Annotated in this window: 19 protein-coding genes; 13 read left to right on the top strand and 6 right to left on the bottom strand. The window is 60.8% G+C overall.

The features are described 5' to 3' along the window. Positions 1 to 4: 4 nt before the first annotated feature. The 6 genes from J5Y17_RS15635 to J5Y17_RS15610 all read right to left on the bottom strand — a co-directional run bounded on the left by J5Y17_RS15635 (position 5) and on the right by J5Y17_RS15610 (position 7525). Positions 5 to 1258, bottom strand: coding sequence for a sarcosine oxidase subunit beta family protein (locus J5Y17_RS15635; protein WP_219786355.1), 1254 nt, complete (start codon positions 1256 to 1258; stop codon positions 5 to 7). Between the two features lie 353 nt (positions 1259 to 1611). Next, positions 1612 to 1974 carry a dihydroneopterin aldolase gene (folB, locus tag J5Y17_RS15630; RefSeq protein WP_219786354.1) on the bottom strand — a complete coding sequence of 121 codons (363 nt, stop codon included), beginning with the start codon at positions 1972 to 1974 and terminating at the stop codon, positions 1612 to 1614. A 111-nt stretch (positions 1975 to 2085) separates the two neighbouring features. Continuing rightward, entirely contained in the window at positions 2086 to 3726 is a 1641-nt protein-coding gene (locus J5Y17_RS15625; protein ID WP_219786352.1) for a BCCT family transporter, read from the bottom strand. Positions 3727 to 3857: 131 nt separating this feature from the next. Next, on the bottom strand, positions 3858 to 4952 hold the full coding sequence (locus J5Y17_RS15620) for a hybrid-cluster NAD(P)-dependent oxidoreductase (protein WP_219786350.1): 1095 nt from the start codon (positions 4950 to 4952) through the stop codon (positions 3858 to 3860). After that, positions 4949 to 6238: an SRPBCC family protein gene (locus tag J5Y17_RS15615; protein ID WP_219786349.1), complete on the bottom strand. Its 1290-nt coding sequence runs from the start codon at positions 6236 to 6238 to the stop codon at positions 4949 to 4951. Before J5Y17_RS15615 ends, J5Y17_RS15620 begins: the two co-directional genes overlap by 4 nt. Positions 6239 to 6847: 609 nt before the next feature. Beyond that, entirely contained in the window at positions 6848 to 7525 is a 678-nt protein-coding gene (locus J5Y17_RS15610; protein ID WP_219786347.1) for a FadR/GntR family transcriptional regulator, read from the bottom strand. Positions 7526 to 7822: 297 nt separating this feature from the next. Here J5Y17_RS15610 and J5Y17_RS15605 point away from each other — a divergent pair, with 297 nt between their 5' ends. The 13 genes from J5Y17_RS15605 to J5Y17_RS15545 all read left to right on the top strand — a co-directional run. Beyond that, the gene (locus tag J5Y17_RS15605) at positions 7823 to 9070 is read left to right on the top strand and encodes an ABC transporter substrate-binding protein (protein ID WP_219786345.1); all 1248 of its coding nucleotides are present in this window, start codon (positions 7823 to 7825) and stop codon (positions 9068 to 9070) included. A gap of 97 nt (positions 9071 to 9167) precedes the next feature. Beyond that, on the top strand, positions 9168 to 10109 hold the full coding sequence (locus J5Y17_RS15600; RefSeq protein ID WP_219786343.1) for a branched-chain amino acid ABC transporter permease: 942 nt from the start codon (positions 9168 to 9170) through the stop codon (positions 10107 to 10109). A gap of 3 nt (positions 10110 to 10112) precedes the next feature. Then, positions 10113 to 11339 (top strand): branched-chain amino acid ABC transporter permease, encoded by a 1227-nt coding sequence (locus tag J5Y17_RS15595; RefSeq protein ID WP_219786342.1) that lies wholly within the window; start codon positions 10113 to 10115, stop codon positions 11337 to 11339. Further along, positions 11336 to 12088 (top strand): ABC transporter ATP-binding protein, encoded by a 753-nt coding sequence (locus J5Y17_RS15590; protein WP_219786340.1) that lies wholly within the window; start codon positions 11336 to 11338, stop codon positions 12086 to 12088. Before J5Y17_RS15595 ends, J5Y17_RS15590 begins: the two co-directional genes overlap by 4 nt. Further along, a complete protein-coding gene (locus J5Y17_RS15585) occupies positions 12088 to 12810 on the top strand; it encodes an ABC transporter ATP-binding protein (protein WP_255572139.1) in 723 nt (240 codons plus the stop codon). Before J5Y17_RS15590 ends, J5Y17_RS15585 begins: the two co-directional genes overlap by 1 nt. A 14-nt stretch (positions 12811 to 12824) precedes the next feature. Next, entirely contained in the window at positions 12825 to 13319 is a 495-nt protein-coding gene (locus J5Y17_RS15580) for a VOC family protein (RefSeq protein ID WP_219786338.1), read from the top strand. Continuing rightward, positions 13316 to 14056 carry an SDR family NAD(P)-dependent oxidoreductase gene (locus tag J5Y17_RS15575; protein WP_219786336.1) on the top strand — a complete coding sequence of 247 codons (741 nt, stop codon included), beginning with the start codon at positions 13316 to 13318 and terminating at the stop codon, positions 14054 to 14056. The genes J5Y17_RS15580 and J5Y17_RS15575 overlap by 4 nt, the downstream gene beginning before the upstream one ends. Positions 14057 to 14137: 81 nt before the next feature. Continuing rightward, positions 14138 to 14914: an SDR family NAD(P)-dependent oxidoreductase gene (locus J5Y17_RS15570; protein WP_219786334.1), complete on the top strand. Its 777-nt coding sequence runs from the start codon at positions 14138 to 14140 to the stop codon at positions 14912 to 14914. A gap of 12 nt (positions 14915 to 14926) precedes the next feature. Next, positions 14927 to 17128, top strand: coding sequence for a thiamine pyrophosphate-dependent enzyme (locus J5Y17_RS15565; protein ID WP_219786332.1), 2202 nt, complete (start codon positions 14927 to 14929; stop codon positions 17126 to 17128). 11 nt (positions 17129 to 17139) lie between these two features. Continuing rightward, positions 17140 to 18372 carry a pyruvate dehydrogenase complex dihydrolipoamide acetyltransferase gene (locus tag J5Y17_RS15560; protein ID WP_219786330.1) on the top strand — a complete coding sequence of 411 codons (1233 nt, stop codon included), beginning with the start codon at positions 17140 to 17142 and terminating at the stop codon, positions 18370 to 18372. 1 nt (position 18373) lies between these two features. After that, positions 18374 to 19165: a shikimate dehydrogenase gene (locus J5Y17_RS15555; RefSeq protein ID WP_219786328.1), complete on the top strand. Its 792-nt coding sequence runs from the start codon at positions 18374 to 18376 to the stop codon at positions 19163 to 19165. A 2-nt stretch (positions 19166 to 19167) separates the two neighbouring features. After that, the gene (locus J5Y17_RS15550) at positions 19168 to 20637 is read left to right on the top strand and encodes an NAD-dependent succinate-semialdehyde dehydrogenase (protein ID WP_219786326.1); all 1470 of its coding nucleotides are present in this window, start codon (positions 19168 to 19170) and stop codon (positions 20635 to 20637) included. Next, a partial coding sequence (locus J5Y17_RS15545; protein WP_219786498.1) for an FAD-dependent oxidoreductase occupies positions 20634 to 20781 on the top strand: 148 nt, incomplete at its 3' end. The genes J5Y17_RS15550 and J5Y17_RS15545, both read left to right, overlap by 4 nt.

Below are 20781 nucleotides of genomic sequence, written 5' to 3'. Positions count from 1 at the left end.
CTCCTTAGTGGGCCACAGCGGCAGCGGCGGCTTCGTCGATCAGGCGGCCGGTGCGGAAGCGGTCCAGCGTGAAAGGCGCGTTGATCGGGTGCGGTTCGTCTTTGGCGACGGTCCAGGCCAGCGTGTGGGCTGCACCCGGGGTGGCTTTGAACCCGCCCGTGCCCCAGCCACAGTTGACATAGAGGTTCTGAACCGGGGTCTTGCCAACGATCGGCGAACGGTCCGGTGTGTTGTCGGTGATCCCGCCCCATTTGCGGAGCATGCGCATGCGGTTGAAGATCGGGAACACTTCGGAGATGGCCGCAATGGTGTGCTCGATCAGCGGCAGGCCGCCGCGCTGGGAGTAGGACACATATTGGTCGGTGCCGGAGCCAATGACCAATTCGCCTTTGTCGGACTGGGAACAATAGGCGTGCACGGCGTTCGACATCACAACGCAGGGGAAGATCGGTTTGATCGGCTCGGAGACCAGCGCCTGAAGCGGCATGGATTCGAGCGGCAGACGGACGCCTGCGGTTTCCATGACCATCGAGTTGTGACCCGAGGCGGACACGGCGACCTTTTTGGCTTTGATGAAGCCTTTATCGGTCTCGACGCCTGCGACGGAGCCATCGGGGTGACGACGGATCGCGGTCACAGCACAGTTCTGGATGATGTCCACACCACGCTCTGCAGCGCCGCGGGCATAGCCCCAGGCCACGGCATCGTGACGGGCGGTGCCGGCGCGTTCCTGAAGCGCGCCACCCATTACGGGGTAACGGGCGTCCGGTGCGATGTTGACCGGCGGACAGAATTCCTTGCACTCCTCCGGCGTGAGCCAGCGGTTGTCGACGCCGTTCAGGCGGTTGGCATGCACGTGACGTTTGAAGCTTTGAACGTCATGCACGGTGTGCGCGAGCATGAGAACGCCGCGGTTCGAGTACATCACGTTGTAGTTCAGCTCTTGGCTCAGGTTCTGCCACAGATCCACCGAGTGATCGAACATCCGTGCGGATTCGTCGTAGAGGTAGTTCGAGCGAATGATCGTGGTGTTCCGGCCGGTGTTGCCGCCGCCGAGCCAACCTTTGTCGATCACGGCGACATTGGTGATGCCGTGCTCTTTGGCCAGATAGTAAGCGGCACCAAGCCCGTGGCCGCCAGCACCGACGATGACCACGTCATACTCGGCTTTCGGCTGGCTTTCCGGCCATTGCTCGGTCCAGTTTTTGTGCCCGGTCAGGGCGTTCTTAACAAGGTTAAGTGCATTGAAGCGTGTCATCGTGCAGGCTTTCTCTGTGAGAGAAGGAATTGAGCGATGATCGCGTCTAAACGGGGCAAATTATCGGATATTTGCGCCACGCGTTGTGAATGTATGCGTCATCGTCACGTTTTTGTTGCGTTGGTCAGAAAACCATATCCTTTTTGGAGCGGATTGTCTGCATTTTGCATATTCTTTGGGCGTGAAATTCCTTTCTATGATTGATTTCTGGTGCGTTTGGGGCGCGACGCCGAAGCGTGCGATCATTTTTGCGGCTCAGGCAAGGGAATCGCTTTGCCGCGTGGTTTTCCCGCGCAAAAAGGCGGGCTGTGCAGCTGCCGCATATGTCCTGTCGCATACGCAGCAATTTTCGCTCAGCGGTGACGCAGAATCTCTATGCCGACGTGATCCAGGGCGGCCTGAATCGGAGCGGAGGGTTTGCGCACGGTCACCCGAACGGAACGGATGGTGGTAAACCGGTCGAGAATCTCCTGCGCGATGCGTTCGCCCAGCGTTTCGATCAGATCAAATGGCCCGCTGTCACAGGTCGTTTGCGCCAGCGTGCACAGCGCATCATAGCAGACTGTCAGCCCGTAGTCATCCGCCTGACCCGCAGGTGCGAGGTCGATGTCGCAGGATAAATCGATGTAAAACCTCTGCCCGAGGCGTTTTTCTTCGGGCATGACGCCGTGAAAGCCGTAGAGGCAGAGTTTGCTGATGAAAATGCGGTCGGACATTGGCGGGCTCGTGGATCGGACGGGAGGGGAAGGAAGAGAGGCGGGGTATAAAAAACGCCGCCAGATGAGGACCCATCCGGCGGCGCATAGGGCAGGGGAAGCCCGTTTAGCTTAGCGAGGCTCGGAAGCCAGACCGCGCCAGATCGCGACACACATGACCAAAAGGACCACGGTGAAGGGAAGACCGGTCGAGATCACCATGGACTGCAGCGAGCTAAGGCCACCTGCGGAGAGCAGAAGCACGATGGCCACCACACCTTCGAACAGGCACCAGAACACACGCTGCGGCACCGGGGCGTCGACTTTACCGCCAGCGGCGATGGTGTCGATCACGAGCGAGCCGGAGTCAGACGAGGTCACGAAGAAGACGATGACCAGAATGATCCCGATGAAGGAGGTGATCGCCGTCCAGGGCATGGCGTCCAGCATGGTGAAGAGCTGAAGCGGCAGAGCGGCTTCGGTGACGGCCATGTAGCCATCGCGCACAACCTGGTTGATCGCAGCGCCGCCGAAGACGGACATCCAGAGCACACAGACCAGCGACGGCACGAGCAGCACGGAGATGATGAACTCGCGCACGGTGCGGCCACGGGAAACGCGGGCGATGAACATGCCAACGAACGGTGACCAGGAGATCCACCAAGCCCAGTAGAAGGAGGTCCAGCCTTGGGCAAAGTTCACGTCTTCACGACCGATCGGCATGGACAGTTCCGGCAGGTATTGCAGGTAAGCGCCGAGGAAGCTGAGCATATCGGTGGCCAGCAGAACGGTCGGACCCGCGATGAGCACGAAGGCCCAGAGCAGGAAGGCCACGCCCATGTTGATCTCGGACAGCAGTTTCACACCGGCTTCGAGGCCACGGATCACAGAGAACAGAGCGATCGCGGTGATGCCGCAGATCAAAAGCACCTGCGAGGTGTCGCTGATCGGCATGCCGAAGAGTTTGTTGAAACCCGAGTTTGCTTGAGCCGCACCGAGACCCAGCGAGGTGGCGAGACCGAAGAGGGTCGCGAACACGGCGAGGATGTCGATGATGTGACCCGGCCAGCCCCAGACGCGTTCACCGAAGATCGGGTAGAATGCGGAGCGGATGGTGAGCGGAAGCCCTTTGTTGTAGGAGAACAGTGCAAGGCTCAGAGCCACGATGGCATAGATCGCCCAGGGGTGCAGGCCCCAGTGGAAGATCGAAGCGGCCATGCCGAGACGCACGGCTTCGGCTTCGTTGCCTCCAGCGGCACCCAGCGGCGCCCAGTCGGTGCGCACGCCGTCTTCGCCGACGGAAATTCCGCCCAGAGAGGAGGAGAAGTGGCTGAGCGGCTCAGACACCCCGTAGAACATCAGGCCGATGCCCATACCAGCAGCGAAGAGCATCGCGAACCAGCTGGTGTAGGTGAAGTCCGGCTTTGCTTCGGGGCCACCCAGACGGATTTTGCCGTAGGGGCTGATGACGATGAGAAGACAGACGATAACGAAAATGTCTGCGGCGCCGAGGAAGAACCAATCGAACCCTTTCGTGACGAAAGAGAACATGGCGCTGAAGGTGTTGCCCGCCACTTCGGGAAGCAGCAGGGTGAAAACCACAAAGGCAATGACGGCGGCGGCCGATACGGGGAACACCGGTTTGTGCAGGTCGAACCCGAACGGCCCGAAGGTGCCTTCGATATTGTCTTGGCCAATATCGTAATCTGTGTCGATGACACTTTCCGGCGGCGCCTCGTAGGACGTCGGATCCGGATCTTTCTGGTCAGTCATGGATATCCCTCCAATGTTAATTACGCGGATTTAGTCCGTATTCAGGCCTCTTTTCGGGCCTTTAGGGCACAGCCATGCCGTTCGCGCAAAACGCGTTGCCTGCGAGAAGGGCATGGCTGGGGGGCGAGGTCTTAGAGTTCGACCTCGACATCTGTAAGCGGCGTGGAGCAACAGATCAGGATTTTGCCCTGATCCACTTCGCGTTTGCGAATGCCCCCACCGTGCTGCATATCGACTTCGCCGGAGAGAAGTTTCGATTTACAGGTGCCGCAAATGCCGCGCTGGCACGACGACATCGGCAGCAGGCCAGCTTCTTTGGCGGCGGTCAGAATGGTCATGCCAGGGCTGACCTCGACCACATGGCCGGTTTTCGGGAAGCTCACGCGGAAGGTTTCACCGCTGATCTCGGGTGCAGATGTGGGGTCCTCAATGGTCCCCGCCGTCTCGGCGCCGAAATCAAAGCTTTCCTCGTAATAGTGGTCCATGTTGAACCCGGCCTCGCGCAGCATGTCGCGCACGCCTTCCATGAAACGCGCCGGACCACAGCAGAACACTTTGCGCTCTTTGTAATCCGGGGACATCATGGCGAGCATCTGGATGTTCAGACGACCGACGTAGCCGCTCCAAGCGTGGCTGGAGGAGGTGGTGTCGACCGTCAGAGCCAGACGCAGTGTCGGGTTTTGCATCGCCAGAAGCTCAAGCTCCTTACGGAAAATCAAATCCGCAGGGGTCCGGGCCGCGTGGACGAAGTGCAGGTCATAGGGTTCCGACAAATCGCAGGCCGTGCGGGTCATCGACATCAAAGGCGTGATGCCGCTGCCGGCGGAGATGAACAAAAGTTTCTCTTCCGCATTGGCGTCGGTGGTGAAATCCCCCGACGGGCCAATCACAGTCAACTCTTTGCCCGGCAACATGTTGTCATGCAGCCAGTTGGAGCCGGGGCCGCCCGGGACGCGTTTTACCGTGATCTCGATCCGATAAGGACGCGCCGCAGAGGCGGAAATCGTGTAGCTGCGCGTGACCATGCCGTCGACCGGCAGCTCAAAGGTCATGTGCTGTCCCGGATAGAACCGGAAATCGCGCGGTTCGCGTGCAGAGAACACGAAGGTCTTCACGTCATGCGTTTCCTGCCGGACCTGGCGGCAGACGAGCGTATCGTCTACCTCCGGGTCCCACAGAGGAACGCCTGTTGCTTCGGTCAGCTTTTCGTTGGCCGGTGCAGTCATTCGGCAGCCACCTTTTGGGTTTCAGCTTTGGCGAAATGGTCTTTCAGGCGGTCAATGTACCAAGCGGCAAAGGATTCCACATGCGGCTCGGTGTAGGGCGAGTAGGGCCCCGGCTGGTAGCCGGACATTTCCGCGCCCTTTTGTGCCAGAGCGACCAGATCGGCGTCTTGCTGGTTGGTGTAGGTCCAGACCTGAGTGAGGTTGTCGAGGTTGTAATCCTCGCCTTCGATCGCGTCTTTGTGCACCAGCCAGGTGGTGCGCACCATGGTGCGGCCCGGAGAGAGCGGCAGCACGGAGAAGGTCACGATGTGGTCGGACATGAAATGGTGCCAAGAGTTCGGATGGGTCCAGAAGCTCAGACCGCCGAGTTTGGCGCCGGTGGTTTCACGGCTGAAGTTGCCGAGAAGTTTCTTACAGGCCACTTTCGTGTCCACGGTGTGGCTTTCGCCTTCCCACATCAAAGGCAGGCGCATGGTGCGGAAGCCGGTGACGTCGGAGAGGTGCTGTTCCTCAGCAGAGGGCAGGCCGCAGGAAACCCAGCGGGCGTGGCTCTCTTCGACTTCTTTTTCGTATTTGGCAACGTCCTCGGAGCGGCGCTCGTCGAGCTCGTCGGGGGAGAAGCCAAAGCCGAACTCGGAGAGCGGCACGGTCAGCTGCGGGTGGTTGCCTTCACAGTGGTAGCACTCGCGGTTGTTTTCGAGCGTCAGCTTCCAGTTGCCTTCTTCGACCAGCTCGGACTGGAAGGCCACTTTGGTGTTCTTGATGTCATGCGGAGCGATGTATTTTTCCATCGTCTCAGCCATCTTTTCGAAGTCCGCCGGCGCGTCTTTCGCGAGGCAGATGAAGATCAGGCCAGCGATCGAGCGGACGTGCACGGTGCGCAGGTTGTGGCAGTTCTTTTTGAAATCCTTGCCCATGTGCTCGGCCAGGATCAGTTCGCCATCTTCGTTGTAGGTCCAGCCATGGTAGCGGCAGACGATGTTGCCGATGGTGGTGGATTTCTCGTTGATGAGCTTGGCGCCACGGTGACGGCAGACGTTGTGGAAGCCACGGATCTCTTCGTCATCGCCGCGCAGAAGCAGCACGGAAACCGGGCCGATTTCGACGGTGATACAGTCGCCCGGCTCGGGCAGTTCCGGCTCAGAACCCACGAAAATCCAATGGTTGCCGAAGATCACCTCGATATCGAGGTCGAGGACGTCCTGAGACGTGTAGAACGGAGCTTCCAAGCTTTTGAAAGCTTCGCGACGTTCAACGAGGGCGGGGATGTTAACGGAGTCACGCATGTTGATGTACCTCGGCTACTGCGTGTTGGCGGGGGAAGGGGACCGGATAGAAGGGTGTGCGTTGCGAGGCGGAGAACCGCTTTTGTCCAATCGTACCGCAAGCGGGTGCAGTGCGAAAGCCCCGCTCTGACGAGCGGAGGTGTGCCATGCGCGGAAGCGCGAAGGACCCGCGACAAGCGCGAGCTTTGGCAAGGGTTGTCGATCGCACCCTAAGTCTCCCTGTTTAAATGGCGGCAGGTAACCTGCTCTTGGGGTATCGCCCACTGTTGGTTGAGCAATCCCATGATCATTTGAAAATGCGCAAAAAGCGGGGAGAAGTGGTAAGTCAAATTGCCGGTATTTTTGCGACAGGACTCGCCGATACCCCAATCTTACATGGCTGAACTGTTTTTATTATGCCTGAGAAATGGGCGAACTGACAAGAGGGAGGGCTCTGAGCGTCGACGTTGCGGCAGGTCGACCTATGGCGCGACTGTGCAGAAATACGAATGCAAAGAATCAAATGCGTCACATTTCCGTCGGGTGGATCGTTGCTGTTGACGCGCGAGGAATGCCAGATTCAGGGGGGAGTGGAGGCCGCATATCAGGCGCGAACAACGCGCCAAGCGGTTAGGCCAGATAAATGCGGATGCGTTGCGAGGCGTTGTGAAGGTGGCGTGCCGCCGCCTCTGCCGCGGCCTCTTCGTCGCCGTCTTCGAGGGCCTTGTAGATGGCCTTGTGCTCATCTTGCACCGCGTCCAGCAAGTCGGCGTGATTGGTTTTTGTGTTGCTACGGGCTTGGCGAATGATGTTGCGCGCGCTGGCCTCAAGGTGCTGGCACAGAGAGATGAAGTGCTGATTATGCGTAGCTTCGACAATGGCTTGGTGGAACTGATAGTCCTCCTCGTCGCCCAACCGGTCGCTGGCGATGGCATATTCCATGCCAATCAAAGCCCTTTTGATTTTTTTCAAATCCTCGGGCGTGCGGCGTTTGGCGGCGATGCGTGTGGCTGCAACCTCGATGGTCACGAGCAGCTCCATCGCCTCTTCGAGCCGCCCGAGATCGGAGACCGAAAAGTTCTGAAACCGAAAGGCATTGGTCGAATCGCGTTGGGTGACATAGACCCCACTGCCAGCACGGGCAGCGACGAGGCCGTCTGATTTGAGCTGCGACAGCGCCTCGCGCACGACAGCGCGGCTGACGGCATATTGCGTGCACAGGTCGCGTTCGGAGGGAAGTCGATCGCCGACCGACAAGGCGCCAGAGGCAATTTTTGCGCTCAGGTCCTGTGCGATCTCATCGGGCAAATGCCCGTTGCGTGACCCTGTTGTAGTGCGCGATTGATCTTGTGTGAGTCGACTGGATACTGACATTTCTTTCCCTCTGTTTTGTCATGATACCCGACTGGTCTGACAGGTTAAAGAAAAATTTATTATTTAAATTCAATATTTTAATTTGTGAATTTCAAGTTTTCACGTGATTTTTTGCGTCTAATAAAATTGGTCAGTTAGGTTGTTGACTGGTAAGACCATTTCGTGCCATCACATTAAAAGCCGAAGGGGTGGAGGATCTCTTCGCAATCCAAATATGTCAGGGAGGACAGTATGGGATTCCAGAAATTCGCACGTGGAACGGCGGCTATGGCGCTTGTCATGGGGGCTACAGCTGCGGCACAGGCAGAGCCTTTGAAGATCGCCCTCGTGGAAACCTTGTCGGGGCCGCAGGCGTCGACCGGTTTGCTCTACCGCGATGCGGTGAAATACCAGATTGGCAAGATCAACGAAGCAGGCGGCTTCGGCGGTGAGCCGATCGAACTGCTCGAGTTCGACAACCAGGGTGGCCCGGTGGGCGCCGCTGACCGCGTCCGCGCCGCGATTTCCGAAGGCGCAGATGTGATCCTTCAGGGCTCGTCGTCTGCTGTGGCCGGTCAGGTGACCGAAGACGTGCGCAAATACAATCTGCGCAACGCTGGCAACGAAGTTCTTTACATCAACCTCGGTGGCGAGGCGATGGAACTGACCGGCTCCAAGTGTCACTACTACCACTTCCGCACCAGCCCGAACGCCGCAATCCGCGTCAACACGCTTTTGGACGGCATGAGCGAAGCGGGCGTGTTGGGCGACAATGTCTATGCGATGAACCAGAACTACTCCTGGGGTGTCGACGTTCAGGACAACACCGTGGCCGCCGCCGATCGTCTCGGCTTCACCGTGGTGGAACAGACCCTGCATGACGTGAACAAAATCCAGGACTTCTCGCCCTATGTTCAACGCGTGCAGGCCGCAGGTGCTGACACGGTGATCACCGGCAACTGGTCCAACGATCTTCTCCTGTTGATGAAAGCCTCCAGCGGCGCAGGTCTCGACGTGCGTTTCGGCACGGCCTTCCTCGATCAGCCGGGCAACATCGGCAACGCTGGCGCTGTGGCCGAGGGGCATTATCTCTCCGCACCGTTCAACCCGGAGGTAAACCCGGAAGAAACCGCGGTCTTCATGGAGGACTACAAATCCGTGACCGGCCACTACCCGAGCTATGTCGAACCCGCCACCGTGTTCGGGATGATGCTTTTGCAAGAAGCGCTCAAACAAGTTGAGCCGACAGAAGACGGTCTCAACGCCGCTGATCTTGCCGCAGCCCTTGAAAACGCTACCGCCGAGACGCCGATGGGCAGCATCTCCATGCGCGATGCGGATCACCAGGCCGTGCTGCCGATGATCGTCCAAGAGGTCAGCACTGAGGCGCAGTATAAGGCTGATGACACCCAATTCGGCTTTGTTCCGATCAAGGTGATTTCCGCCGCAGACGCGGAACAGCCGGTGCAGGACAGCTGCCAAATGAAACGTCCGGGCTAAGCCTCGGACACTTCCCTTACACACGAAAAGCATGTCGTGATCGGGGCCAGAGGGCCCCGGTCAGGGCGCAGCTATACCGATGCCTACGGAGGTCAGTGTGGACCAGATACTCTTCGCTTTGCTCAACGGCACCATTTACGGGCTTTTGCTCTTCATGGTTTCCGCCGGTTTGACGCTTATCTTTGGGATGATGGGGGTTTTGAACTTTGCCCACGCATCCTTTTACATGTTGGGCGCCTATTTCGCCTACACGCTTCAGCCCCTGACCGGGTTCTGGCTGGCGATCATTCTGGCCCCGATCCTCGTGATGGGTGTCGGCATTCTGGTCGAACGTTTCATCCTGCGCCACGTGCACGAACACGGCCATGCGCATGAATTGCTTGTGACCTTCGGTCTGTCTGTGGTGATCGCCGAGATGATCAAGATGGTCTACGGCAAGTTCGCGGTGGACTACCGCGTGCCGGCCGAGCTGAACTTTGCGGCCTTCTCTTTGTCGGGCATCGACTATCCGTTCTATCGCCTGTTCATGGGCGGCATCGCCGTCGTCATGTTCATCGCGATCTATCTTTTGCTGACGAAAACCCGCGTGGGCATCGTCGTGCGCTCCGCGATTTACCGTCCGCAGATGGTCGAGGCGCTGGGCCATAACGTCCCCATGGTCTTCATGGGCGTCTTCGGCATCGGCGCGGCTCTGGCGGGTCTTGCGGGCGCTGTCGCTGGCGCTTTCTACACCACCAATCCCAACATGGCTCTGGAGCTTGGTGTCATGGTCTTTGTGGTCGTCGTGGTCGGGGGGCTTGGCTCCATGGGCGGTGCGATGGCGGCGTCTCTGTTGATCGGCATCACCAACTCGCTCGCGGTCGGCAGCGATTTCCGTATTGCGGATATTCTGACGTGGATCGGCATGGGCGGCTGGGCCGAGGAGATCGGCGGGCTTTTGACCATGCGCATGTCCAGCCTCGCCGCCACCCTGCCGTTCTTCATCATGCTTCTGGTGCTGGTGCTGCGCCCCTCCGGGCTGATGGGCGAGAAGGAATAACTCATGAAATACGCACCTCTACTTCTTTTGGTCACGGTCGCCGTGCTGATCGCCCTGCCGTGGCTGGTCTCCGGCTCCATGCTCAACGCCGCTGTTCAGATGCTGATCGCCGCTCTTTTCGCCATGGCCTTTGGCCTGTTGTGCGGGCAGGCTGGGATGCTGAGCTTTGGCCATGCCGCCTACTTTGGCGTCGGCGCCTTTGCCGCCGTTCATGCGATGAACGCCTTCGGGGGCGAAGGGCTTTTGCCGACGCCGCTCCTGCCGCTGGTCGGTGGCGCGACGGGCCTCGTGAGCGGGCTTTTGGCGGGCTATTTTTCCACCAAGCGCACGGGCGTTTACTTCGCCATGATCACGCTGGCGCTGGCCGAGTTGCTGCACGCTCTGGCGCCGCACCTCAAAACCGTTTTTGGCGGCGAGGCGGGCGTGTCCTCTTTCCGTATGCCCGCTTGGGGCATCGGCTTCGGCTCGCTCAATGACGTCTATTTCCTGACGCTGGTCTGGACGCTTCTGTGCATCGGTTTGCTTTATCTCTTCAGCAAAACCCCGCTTGGGCGTCTGGCTCTGGGCCTGCGTGAAAACGCGCACCGTCTGCGCTTTCTGGGTTACAACACCCATGCGCTTGGCACGTTGATCTTTGCTGTCTCCGCCATGTTCGCGGGCATTGCAGGCGCGCTTCAGTCGATGAACATCGAAGCCGCGAACTACGTCGTGCTCGAATCCCACATCTCTACGGCTGTGGTGCTCAACAGCTTCATCGGCGGTGTGCGCGTCTTCCTCGGCCCGGCAATCGGCGGTGCTGTGATGACCTTCTTCGGCCATGTCACCTCCGACCTGACCCGTGTTTGGCTCTTGTACCAAGGCATCATCTTCGTGCTCGTCATGATGTTCCTGCCGCGCGGTCTCGTGGGCGAGCTGGTTGAACGCATCCGTAATCCCAGCGGCGAAGGCTTTGCCCGCACGCTCAGCACTTTGCTGGCCCGTCTGGCGAGCCTCGCGATTGCCGCTTTCGGCGCCGTCTTCCTGATCGAATTCCTGCAACGCGTGCTGTCGCCGGAATATCGCGCGGGTGTCACCGACGGCAACTGGCCCGATATCGCGCTTTTCTCTTATGACTGGGCGCCGCTCTCCGTTCTGCCCTGGGCCTTTGGCCTCGGTCTCTTCGGCATCGGCATCGCTTTGGTCACCATGGTCAACCGCCGCGTCGCGGCGCGCAAGGAGGCACAGGCATGAGCGATCCCATTCTGTCTTTGCAACATGTTCACAAGTCCTTTGGCGAGGCCCACATCATCCGGGATGCCAATCTCGATGTGATCCCCGGCGAACGCCATGCGGTGATCGGGCCGAACGGGGCGGGCAAGTCGACACTGTTCCACCTCTGCTCCGGCCAGTTCGCGCCCTCCGAGGGCAAGATCCTTTTGAACGGCAAGAACATCGCCGGGTTGAAACCGGCGGAGGTCAACCGTCGCGGTCTGGCGCGCTCGTTCCAGATCACCAACATCTTCCCCGGTGTGACGGTCTTCGAGAACCTGCGTCTCGCGGTCATGCGCAAGCACAACCTGCAATTCGTGTTCTGGCGCTCTGCCGCGCGGCTTCGGGTGGTCAATGAGGAGGTCGATGATCTGCTGACCAAAATCCGCCTCACGGACCGCGCCCAGACGCTCGCCAGCCAGCTATCGTATTCGGAGCAACGCTCGCTGGAGATCGGCATGACGCTGGCTTCCGATCCTCAGGTGATTTTGCTCGATGAACCCATGGCGGGCATGTCGCATGAGGAAACCGATTACACCGCCGGCCTGATCCGGGAGATCACCGAAGGCCGCACGCTTCTGATCGTCGAACACGATATGAGCGTCGTCTTTTCACTCGCGCATCGCATCAGCGTGCTGGTCTACGGCGAGATCATCGCCACCGGCACGCCCGAGGAAATTCGCGGCAATGCCCGCGTGAAAGAAGCCTATCTGGGCGAGGAGGCGGCGTGATGGAGACTGTGAGCGATACAATCCTGTCCGTCGAGGGGCTGCACGCCCATTACGGCAAAAGTCACATCCTGCACGGCGTCACTTTCGATGTGGCGCGAGGCGAGGTCGTGAGCCTTCTGGGGCGAAATGGTTCAGGCCGCTCGACCACGATGAAATCCATCATGGGGCTGGTCCCGCCGTCTGAGGGCCATGTGCGTCTCGACGGTGTCGATCTGGCCGGACAGCGCAGCTTCGCGATCTGTCGGCGGGGCATCGGCTATGTCCCGGAAGAGCGCGAGATTTTCCTCAACCTCACCGTCGATGAGAACCTCGAAATGGGGCGCCAAAACGGGCCGGAGGGCGCGCCGAAATGGGACGTCGACCAGATGTTCACCTATTTCCCGCGTCTCAAGGAGCGCCGCAACACCCGCGCTGGAAGCCTCTCGGGCGGTGAGCAACAGATGCTGACGATGTGCCGCTCGCTTCTGGGCAATCCTCTGGTGATGCTGATCGACGAGCCGACCGAAGGCCTTGCGCCCAAGATCGTCACGGTCGTGGGCGAAGTGATCAAGGACATCAACAAACACGGCGTCTCCGTGGTGCTGGTGGAGCAGAAACTCACCATCGCCATGCAGGTCTCGCATCGGGTTTGTGTCATGGGCCATGGTCAGATCGTTTTTGAGGGCACGCCTGACGAATTGAACGCCAAGCCAGAAATCACCGACGAATGGCTCGCGGTGTAAGGGAGGAACGCGTGATGACATCTGCGATGAACATGACCGCACCGATGGAAATGGGGCTGACCGTGCGCGATCTGCCCAAAATGCTTGAGTTTTACCAAGAGGCCTTTGGCTTCAGGATTGCCGCCGATGTGACAGTCCCCGCCGAGAAAGCGGATGTCGCGGCGCTCAGTCGGGGCGCCTACCGTGTTGTGCGGCTGCAAACCTCTTGGGGGGAGCGGATCAAATTGCTCGCGCCAGAGATCGCTCCGGCCGAGCGCCCTGAGCCAACGGACCACATTCTGGACCGCCACGAAGCGATGTACCTGACCTTCATCGTCGACGATCTGCGCGCCGTTGTGGCCCGCGTGGTCGCGGCGGGTGGCACTTTGATGACGGGCGATGAGCCGGTTGAGGTGCGCCCCGGTACCTTCCTCGCCTTCCTGCGCGACCCGGAGGGGCATATCGTCGAAATCGTCGAATATGCCGACATCACCGAGTATCGCGCAGACCTTGCGGAGGTGTCGGCATGATGTTCGATTTCACCAACCGCACGCTGGTTCTCACGGGGGCCAATGGCGGCATCGGTCGCGCCGTGGCTGAATTGTTCCACGCCGCTGGCGCCAATCTGGTGCTGGCCGATCTCGATGGTGCCGCGCTGGCGGAATTTGCCGCCACGCTGACTTCTCCGAAAGGCGGCACGATTGAAACGCTCGCCGTGGACGCCGCCAATCCCGATGACGCCGACCGGATCGTCGCAGTCGCGGCCAAACTCGGCGGCATCGACTTTCTCGTGCCCTCCGCCGGCATCTATATGGCGGAGCCTTTCGCCGAGATGACCGACGATCAATGGCGCCGCACCCTGTCCGTCAATCTCGATGGCGTCTTCTACCTCACCCGCCGCTCGGTCGACCATTTGAAAGCCGGATCGTCCATCGTCAACCTCAGCTCGCTCGCCGCCCATCGTGGCGCCAAGACCAACGCGCATTACGGCGCGTCGAAAGGCGCCATCAGCGCCATGACCCGCGCGCTCGCCAATGAATTGGCGCCGAAAACGCGGGTCAATGTCGTGGCGCCCGGAGTGATCGATACGCCGATGACGCGCGATCTGATTGCGACGCGGGGCGACGACACGCTGCGCCATACGCCGATGGGGCGGACCGGACAGGCGTCCGAGATCGCCAGTGTCATCGCCTTCCTGTGCAGTGAGGCGGCAAGCTTTGTGAACGGCGAGACCCTTCACGTCAACGGCGGGCTCTACATGAGCTGAGCCAGCGCAGCGCGCAGAAATTTAACTGTTTTCAACCCGGCGACCCGAGGAGGGCGTTTCCGGGACCGGAGGAGAATTATCATGACCACCACGTTCGATTTCACTGGACGCACCGCGCTTGTGACGGGCGCTGCTTCGGGCCTTGGCCTTGCCATGGCACGCGCTTTCGTGGACGCGGGCGCGAAGACCGTCCTTTTCGATCTGGATGAGGACGGTGTGCGGGCTGCGGCGGAGACGCTGAACGCGGATCACCCCGGACAGGTCACCGCCCTTGCGGGCTCGATCACCGATCCTGCGGCGGTGGAAGCGGCCTGTGAGGCGGCGGTGGCCTTTGGTGGGCGGCTCGACGTGGTTATGAACAACGCGGGTATCTCCGGCAATGCACCCTCGCTCGACCTTGACGAGGCCACATGGCGTCGGGGCATCGACATCAATCTCAACGGTGCGTTTTTCGTGGCCCAGGCCGCCGGTCGTGTCATGGCCGAACAAGGCGGCGGCAGTATCGTCAACACCGCCTCGATGTATGGCGTCGTCGCGGCGCCGGAACGTGCCGCCTATTGCGCCGCCAAGGCGGGCGTTGTGGCGCTCACCAAAGTTTTGGCCATCGAATGGGCCGACCGCAACATCCGCGTCAACGCCATTGCGCCCGGTTACGTGCGCACCGCTCTGACCGAAACGCTCGCCGCGCAAGGCCGTTTGGATATGGACGCTCTCAACGCGCGGGTGCCCGCCGGACGTCTCGGCACGCCCGAGGAAATCGCCTCCGCCTCCCTGTTTCTCGCTTCGGACGCCTCCGCCTATGTGACCGGCCAAACGCTGGTCGCCGATGGTGGCTGGTCCTCCTACAGCTATTTGTAAAGGACATCTCACATGCCGATCTATGACGATCTGACGCCGAAAGCCTTCTGGCGTGACATCAAAGCCTCCAAAGAGGATCGCACCGAGCTTGACCCCACCGTCGGGCGCACGATGCTGAGCCATTTGCACCTCATTCGTGCGTTCGAAGAGAAGGTGTTGGACCTTGCGGGGCAGGGGCTTGTGCACGGGCCTGCGCACTCCGCGATTGGCCAAGAAGGTGGTGCTGTCGGCTCCGCCATGGCGATGCGCGGCTCCGATCAGGTGAACGGTTCGCACCGCGCGCACCATCAGTTCCTCGCCAAGGCGCTGGCCTATGCCGCGCCTGAGGGGATCGACCCGGAGAAAAGCTTTGGCGAGACGCTGCGGCATCTGTCGAAACGCACCCTTTCGGAAATTCTCGGCCTCTCCGAAGGCTTCTGCAAAGGCCGCGGCGGCTCGATGCACCTGCGTTGGGCCGAAAGCGGCAACCTTGGGACCAACGCGATCGTCGGCGGCGGTGTCCCTATGGCGGCGGGCGCGGCCTGGGCGCATAAGAAGGCGGGCACGGGCGATGTGGTCTATACCTACTTCGGCGATGGCGCGGTAAATATTGGCTCTGTGCTTGAGACCATGAATGTCGCCGCCGCTTGGAAGCTGCCGATTTGTTTCTTCATTGAAAATAACCGTTACGCCGTGTCGACCCATGTCGAGGAAGTCACCGCAGAGACGCGGCTTTCGGCGCGCGGTCTGGCTTTTGGCATCCCGGCGCTGAAGGTCGACGGCATGGACACGCTGTCCGTGTATCTGGCCTCCGAGGAAGCCAATAAGATCATGCGTGCGGGCGAAGGCCCGGTGGTGATCGAGGCCGATGTCTACCGCTATTTCCACCAAAACGGCGCGCTTCCGGGCTCTGCCTTTGGCTATCGCACGAAGGAAGAAGAGCAGGAATGGCGCGGCCGAGACCCGCTCGACGCTATGGCGCGCGACCTGATGGAGCGTCAGATCATCGGCGCGCAAGCGGTCGAAGACCTGCGTGGTCAGGCGCAAGAGATGATGGAAGAGATCGCGGGCGAGCTGATCGAAGAGGTCGACGGCAAACGCCGCATCAAACCGGCGCTCTGGCCCGAAGAGAGCTTCCGCGATTTCGGTCTGCGTGGCGATCTGTCGGAATTCGACGGCGCACGGTTCGAAGAGCAGGAAGAGTTTTCCGGTACGCTCAAGGACAATGTGAAATTCATCGACGCCGTGGCCGATGTCATGATGCGCCGGATGGAAACGGACGAGCGCGTCGTCGTCATGGGCGAGGATGTGCACCGTCTCAAAGGCGGCACCAATGGCGCGACCAAAGGCCTCTCGGACAAGTTCCCGGATCGCTGCCTCGGCACCCCGATTGCCGAGAACGCCTTTACGGGTCTCGCTGCAGGTATGGCTGCCGACGGGCGCGTGCGTCCGGTGATCGAATTCATGTACCCGGACTTCATGTGGGTGGCCGCAGATCAGGTGTTCAACCAGATCGGCAAGGCGCGTCACATGTTCGGCGGCGACAATGCCATGCCTTTGGTTTTGCGCACGAAAGTGGCGATGGGTACGGGCTATGGGTCGCAGCACTCGATGGACCCGGCGGGTATCTTTGCGACGGCCCCCGGCTGGCGCATCGTCGCGCCCTCGACGCCCTATGATTATGTCGGTCTGATGAACGCGGCGCTTCAGTGTGAGGATCCGGTTCTGGTGATCGAACACGTCGATCTATACGCCTCAAAAGGCGTCGGGCCCGCCGATGATCTCGACTACATGATCCCGCTCGGCAAGGCCAAAGTCGTCCGCGAAGGTGCGCGGGTCACGGTGCTGACCTATCTCGCCATGGTCGAAAAGACCCGTGAGGTGGTCGAGCGTCTGGGCGTGGATGCCGAGATTATTGATTTGCGCAGCCTCGACCGCGCCGGGCTTGATTGGGCGGCCATCGAAGCCTCCATCGAGAAGACCGGCAATGTGTTGATCGTCGAACAGGGTGCCTCTGGGACGTCTTATGGCGGCTGGCTCGCCGATGAGATTCAGCGCCGTTGTTTCGACTTCCTCGATCAGCCGATCAAACGGGTGCATGGCGCGGAAGCCTCGCCCAGCATTTCCAAAGTCTTGGAGGCGGCGGCTTGCGCGCGTCCGCAAGACATCGAAGCGGGCCTGCGCGAGGTCATGGCCGATCAGGGCTTGCCGCTTGCGGCAGAGGCTGCGGAATAAGGAGAGACAAGATGCCCAAGGAAATCATACTGCCCTCGCTCTCCGCCGGAATGGAAGACGCGGTGATCGCCAATTGGCTCAAGGCCGAAGGCGAGGCCGTGAAGGCCGGGGACACATTGGCCGAGGTCGAAACCGACAAGGCGACGATGGAATTCGAGGCCGACGCTGACGGGGTGTTGGGCAAAATCCTCACCCCCGCCGGAGAGCGCGCCGATGTGAATGCGGTGATCGCGGTCCTGCTGTTGGAGGGCGAAGACGCCTCTGTGCTGGACGGCTATACGCCGGGTGGTGCTGCGCCTGCGGAGACGGTCGAAGCGCCGGTTGAGGCTCCGAAAGCCGAAGCGGCCCCAGTGGCGAAATCCTCCGACAAGATTGCGGCCTCGCCGCTCGCCCGCCGGATCGCAGCACAGAAAGGCGTTGATCTGTCGGGGCTTTCCGGATCCGGCCCGCGCGGTCGCATTGTGCGCATCGACGTGGAACGTGCTGCCGAGGCCGGGGCTGTTGCTCCTGTGGCAGCTCCTGTAAAGGCCGCCGCTGCACCCAACCTTGCGGGCATCGGCGACTACGAGGAAGTTCCCCATACCGGCATGCGTCGCACCATCGCGCGGCGGCTGCTCGAGTCGAAAACCACCGTGCCGCATTTCTACCTTGAGGCCGATTGCGACATCGAGGCGCTCATGGCGCTCCGGGCCCAAATCAACGAGGGCCGCGAGAAAGCGGACCGGATTTCGGTCAATGATTTCATCGTCAAAGCTGTCGCAAACGCGCTGGCCAAAGTGCCCGCGGCCAATGCGATCTGGACCGATGAGGCGCTGTTGCAGCTCAAATCCATCGACATTTCCGTGGCGGTCGCGACCGACGGCGGGCTGATCACGCCCGTGCTGCGCAATGCCGATCAAAAGAGCCTCGGCACGCTGTCGTCGGAGATGAAAGCGCTCGCCGCGAAGGCCCGCGAAGGCCGTCTCAAGCCGGATGAATATCAGGGCGGTGGGTTCTCGCTCTCGAACCTCGGCATGTATGGGGTCAAGAGCTTCTCCGCGATCATCAACCCGCCGCAGAGCTGTATCCTCGCCGTCGGGGCCGCCGAAAAACGTCCCGTTGGACGGGGCGATCAGATTGTGCTGGCTCCGGTCATGAGCGTGACCCTGTCGGTCGATCATCGCACCGTCGATGGCGCCGTGGGCGCGCAGTGGTTGGTGGCCTTCAAAGAGGGCATCGAGAACCCGATGAGCCTGTTGGTGTAACATGATCACGGGGCACACCAAAACGCTGGCGATCCTCGCCGATCCGGTCACCCATGTGCGCACACCACAGGCACTCAACGCGCGTTTTGAGGCCGAGGGCGTGGACGCCATTTTGGTCCCGCTCGAAGTGCCGCCGGAGGCCTTGGAGCCGATGCTGAAAGGTCTTGCAGGTGCGCGCAATTTCGCGGGCGCCGTGGTCACCGTACCGCATAAAACCGCTGTGCCTGCGCTTTGCGATGCGCTGAGTGCGCGCGCGGCGGCGGCGCAAAGCGTCAATGTCATCCGGCGCAGGCCGGACGGGTCGCTCTACGGCGATATCCTCGATGGCGAAGGATTTGCGCGCGGTTTGGAACAGGCGGGTGTGACGCTTTTGGGCAAGCGTGTGTTCCTCGCGGGCGCGGGCGGCGCGGCGAGTGCCATCGCCTTTGCGCTTGCGGAACGTGGCATTGCGGCGCTGACTGTCGCGAACCGCTCCGTTGAGAAAGCCGAGGCCCTGATCGCGCGGCTGGCGGCGCATTTCCCCGATGTGGACTTCGCCGCCGCCACGGACCCCGCCGGGCATGACATCGCGATCAACGGCACCTCATTGGGGCTGAAGCCCGACGATGCGCTGCCATTTGATCCTGACACACTCGACCCCGGCACATTGGTCGCCGAGGTCATCATGCAGCCGGAGATCACGCCGCTTTTGCACGCCGCCGAGGCGCGCGGGCTTATGATCCATCCGGGGCATCACATGTTGGAGGCGCAGTTGACGGAGATGCTGCGGTTTCTGACGCATGAGGAGGAATGAAAATGAGTTTGAGTTTGCAAGATCTGCGCGCCACCGGGCTTTTGCGCGACGCCAATCTGGTGGCCGGAGACTGGATCGAGGCCGATCCGGAGACCGGCATTGCCGTGCACAACCCCGCCGACGGCGCGCTGATCGGATACGTCCCGAAACTGGGCCGGGCCGAGGTCGCCAAGGCGGTCAAGGCGGCGGAAGAGGCGCAAAAAACCTGGGCTGCGCGCACCGCGAAAGACCGCTCAAACGTGCTGCGCGCATGGTTCGATCTGATGATCGCGCATCGCGAGGCATTGGCGCAAATCCTGACGCTGGAACAGGGCAAACCTCTCGCGGAAGCCGCAGGTGAGATCACCTACGGCGCGAGCTTTGTAGAATGGTTTGCCGAAGAGGCGCGTCGCGTCTATGGCGAGACCATTCCCGGCCATCAGCCCGACAAACGCATCCTCGTGATGAAGCAACCTATCGGCGTGGTCGCCGCGATCACGCCGTGGAATTTCCCCAATGCGATGATCACCCGCAAGGCCGGGCCTGCCTTTGCTGCGGGCTGTGGCATGGTGTTGAAACCCGCGTCCCAAACGCCCTATTCCGCCATCGCTCTGGCGGTTCTAGCCGAGCGCGCGGGGCTTCCCAAAGGTCTCTTCAGCGTCATCACCGGCTCCGCCGCGCAGATCGGTGCTGAGCTGACCGAGAACCCGGTGGTGCGCAAATTGACCTTCACCGGCTCGACCGAAATCGGCGCCATGCTCTATGCCCAATCAGCGCCGACGATCAAGAAACTCGGGCTGGAACTGGGCGGCAACGCGCCGTTTATCGTCTTCGATGACGCCGATCTCGATGCCGCTGTCGAGGGCGCGATGATCGCGAAATTCCGCAACAATGGTCAGACCTGTGTCTGCGCCAACCGCATTTATGTGCAGGACGCGGTCTATGACGCCTTTGCCGAGAAACTTGCCAAGGCGGTCTCGGCTCTGCGCACCGGCAACGGCATGGAAAGCGGCGTCGAGCTTGGCCCGCTGATTGATGAGAGCGCGTTGGAGAAAGTGCAGAGCCATGTGACGGACGTGGTGGAAAAAGGCGGCCGCGTGCTTGCCGGTGGCAAACGCCATGCTCTGGGCGGCACCTTCTATGAGCCGACGGTTTTGGCGGATGTGACGTCGGACATGGCGGTCGCGCGCGAGGAAACCTTTGGCCCCGTCGCCCCTCTGTTCCGCTTTACCGACGAAGCCGAGGCGATCCGGGCCGCCAATGACACCGAATTCGGCCTCGCCTCCTATTTCTACGCTCAGGATGTGGCGCGGATTTTCCGGGTGTCTGAAGGACTTGAATACGGCATGGTCGGGGTCAACACCGGGCTGATCTCTACCGCCGAAGCGCCCTTTGGCGGGGTCAAAATGTCGGGCTTGGGCCGCGAAGGCTCGCGCCACGGCATCGAAGATTTCCTTGAGCTGAAATACGTGTGCTTGGGAGGCATCGCATGAGCGGGACGGATCAAAGCTTCGACCTCATCGTGATCGGCGCCGGCCCTGGCGGTTATGTTGCCGCCATTCGTGCGGCGCAGTTGGGGCTCAAGGTTGCCTGTGTCGAGCGCGAAAACTTGGGCGGGATTTGTCTGAACTGGGGCT

It is taken from the genome of Celeribacter sp. PS-C1 (assembly GCF_019429625.1).
Classification (GTDB): domain Bacteria; phylum Pseudomonadota; class Alphaproteobacteria; order Rhodobacterales; family Rhodobacteraceae; genus Celeribacter.
The sequence above is the reverse complement of the archived record's forward strand: the minus strand, read 5'-3'. Positions and strand labels throughout refer to the sequence as shown.

Bases quoted from the DNA above. Each gene is read 5' to 3' on its own strand.
- J5Y17_RS15635 (WP_219786355.1), bottom strand. From the start codon at position 1,258: ATGACACGCTTCAATGCACTTAACCTTGTTAAGAACGCCCTGACCGGG.
- folB (WP_219786354.1), bottom strand. From the start codon at position 1,974: ATGTCCGACCGCATTTTCATCAGCAAACTCTGCCTCTACGGCTTTCAC.
- J5Y17_RS15625 (WP_219786352.1), bottom strand. From the start codon at position 3,726: ATGACTGACCAGAAAGATCCGGATCCGACGTCCTACGAGGCGCCGCCG.
- J5Y17_RS15620 (WP_219786350.1), bottom strand. From the start codon at position 4,952: ATGACTGCACCGGCCAACGAAAAGCTGACCGAAGCAACAGGCGTTCCT.
- J5Y17_RS15615 (WP_219786349.1), bottom strand. From the start codon at position 6,238: ATGCGTGACTCCGTTAACATCCCCGCCCTCGTTGAACGTCGCGAAGCT.
- J5Y17_RS15605 (WP_219786345.1), top strand. From the start codon at position 7,823: ATGGGATTCCAGAAATTCGCACGTGGAACGGCGGCTATGGCGCTTGTC.
- J5Y17_RS15595 (WP_219786342.1), top strand. From the start codon at position 10,113: ATGAAATACGCACCTCTACTTCTTTTGGTCACGGTCGCCGTGCTGATC.
- J5Y17_RS15590 (WP_219786340.1), top strand. From the start codon at position 11,336: ATGAGCGATCCCATTCTGTCTTTGCAACATGTTCACAAGTCCTTTGGC.
- J5Y17_RS15585 (WP_255572139.1), top strand. From the start codon at position 12,088: ATGGAGACTGTGAGCGATACAATCCTGTCCGTCGAGGGGCTGCACGCC.
- J5Y17_RS15580 (WP_219786338.1), top strand. From the start codon at position 12,825: ATGACATCTGCGATGAACATGACCGCACCGATGGAAATGGGGCTGACC.
- J5Y17_RS15575 (WP_219786336.1), top strand. From the start codon at position 13,316: ATGATGTTCGATTTCACCAACCGCACGCTGGTTCTCACGGGGGCCAAT.
- J5Y17_RS15570 (WP_219786334.1), top strand. From the start codon at position 14,138: ATGACCACCACGTTCGATTTCACTGGACGCACCGCGCTTGTGACGGGC.
- J5Y17_RS15565 (WP_219786332.1), top strand. From the start codon at position 14,927: ATGCCGATCTATGACGATCTGACGCCGAAAGCCTTCTGGCGTGACATC.
- J5Y17_RS15560 (WP_219786330.1), top strand. From the start codon at position 17,140: ATGCCCAAGGAAATCATACTGCCCTCGCTCTCCGCCGGAATGGAAGAC.
- J5Y17_RS15555 (WP_219786328.1), top strand. From the start codon at position 18,374: ATGATCACGGGGCACACCAAAACGCTGGCGATCCTCGCCGATCCGGTC.
- J5Y17_RS15550 (WP_219786326.1), top strand. From the start codon at position 19,168: ATGAGTTTGAGTTTGCAAGATCTGCGCGCCACCGGGCTTTTGCGCGAC.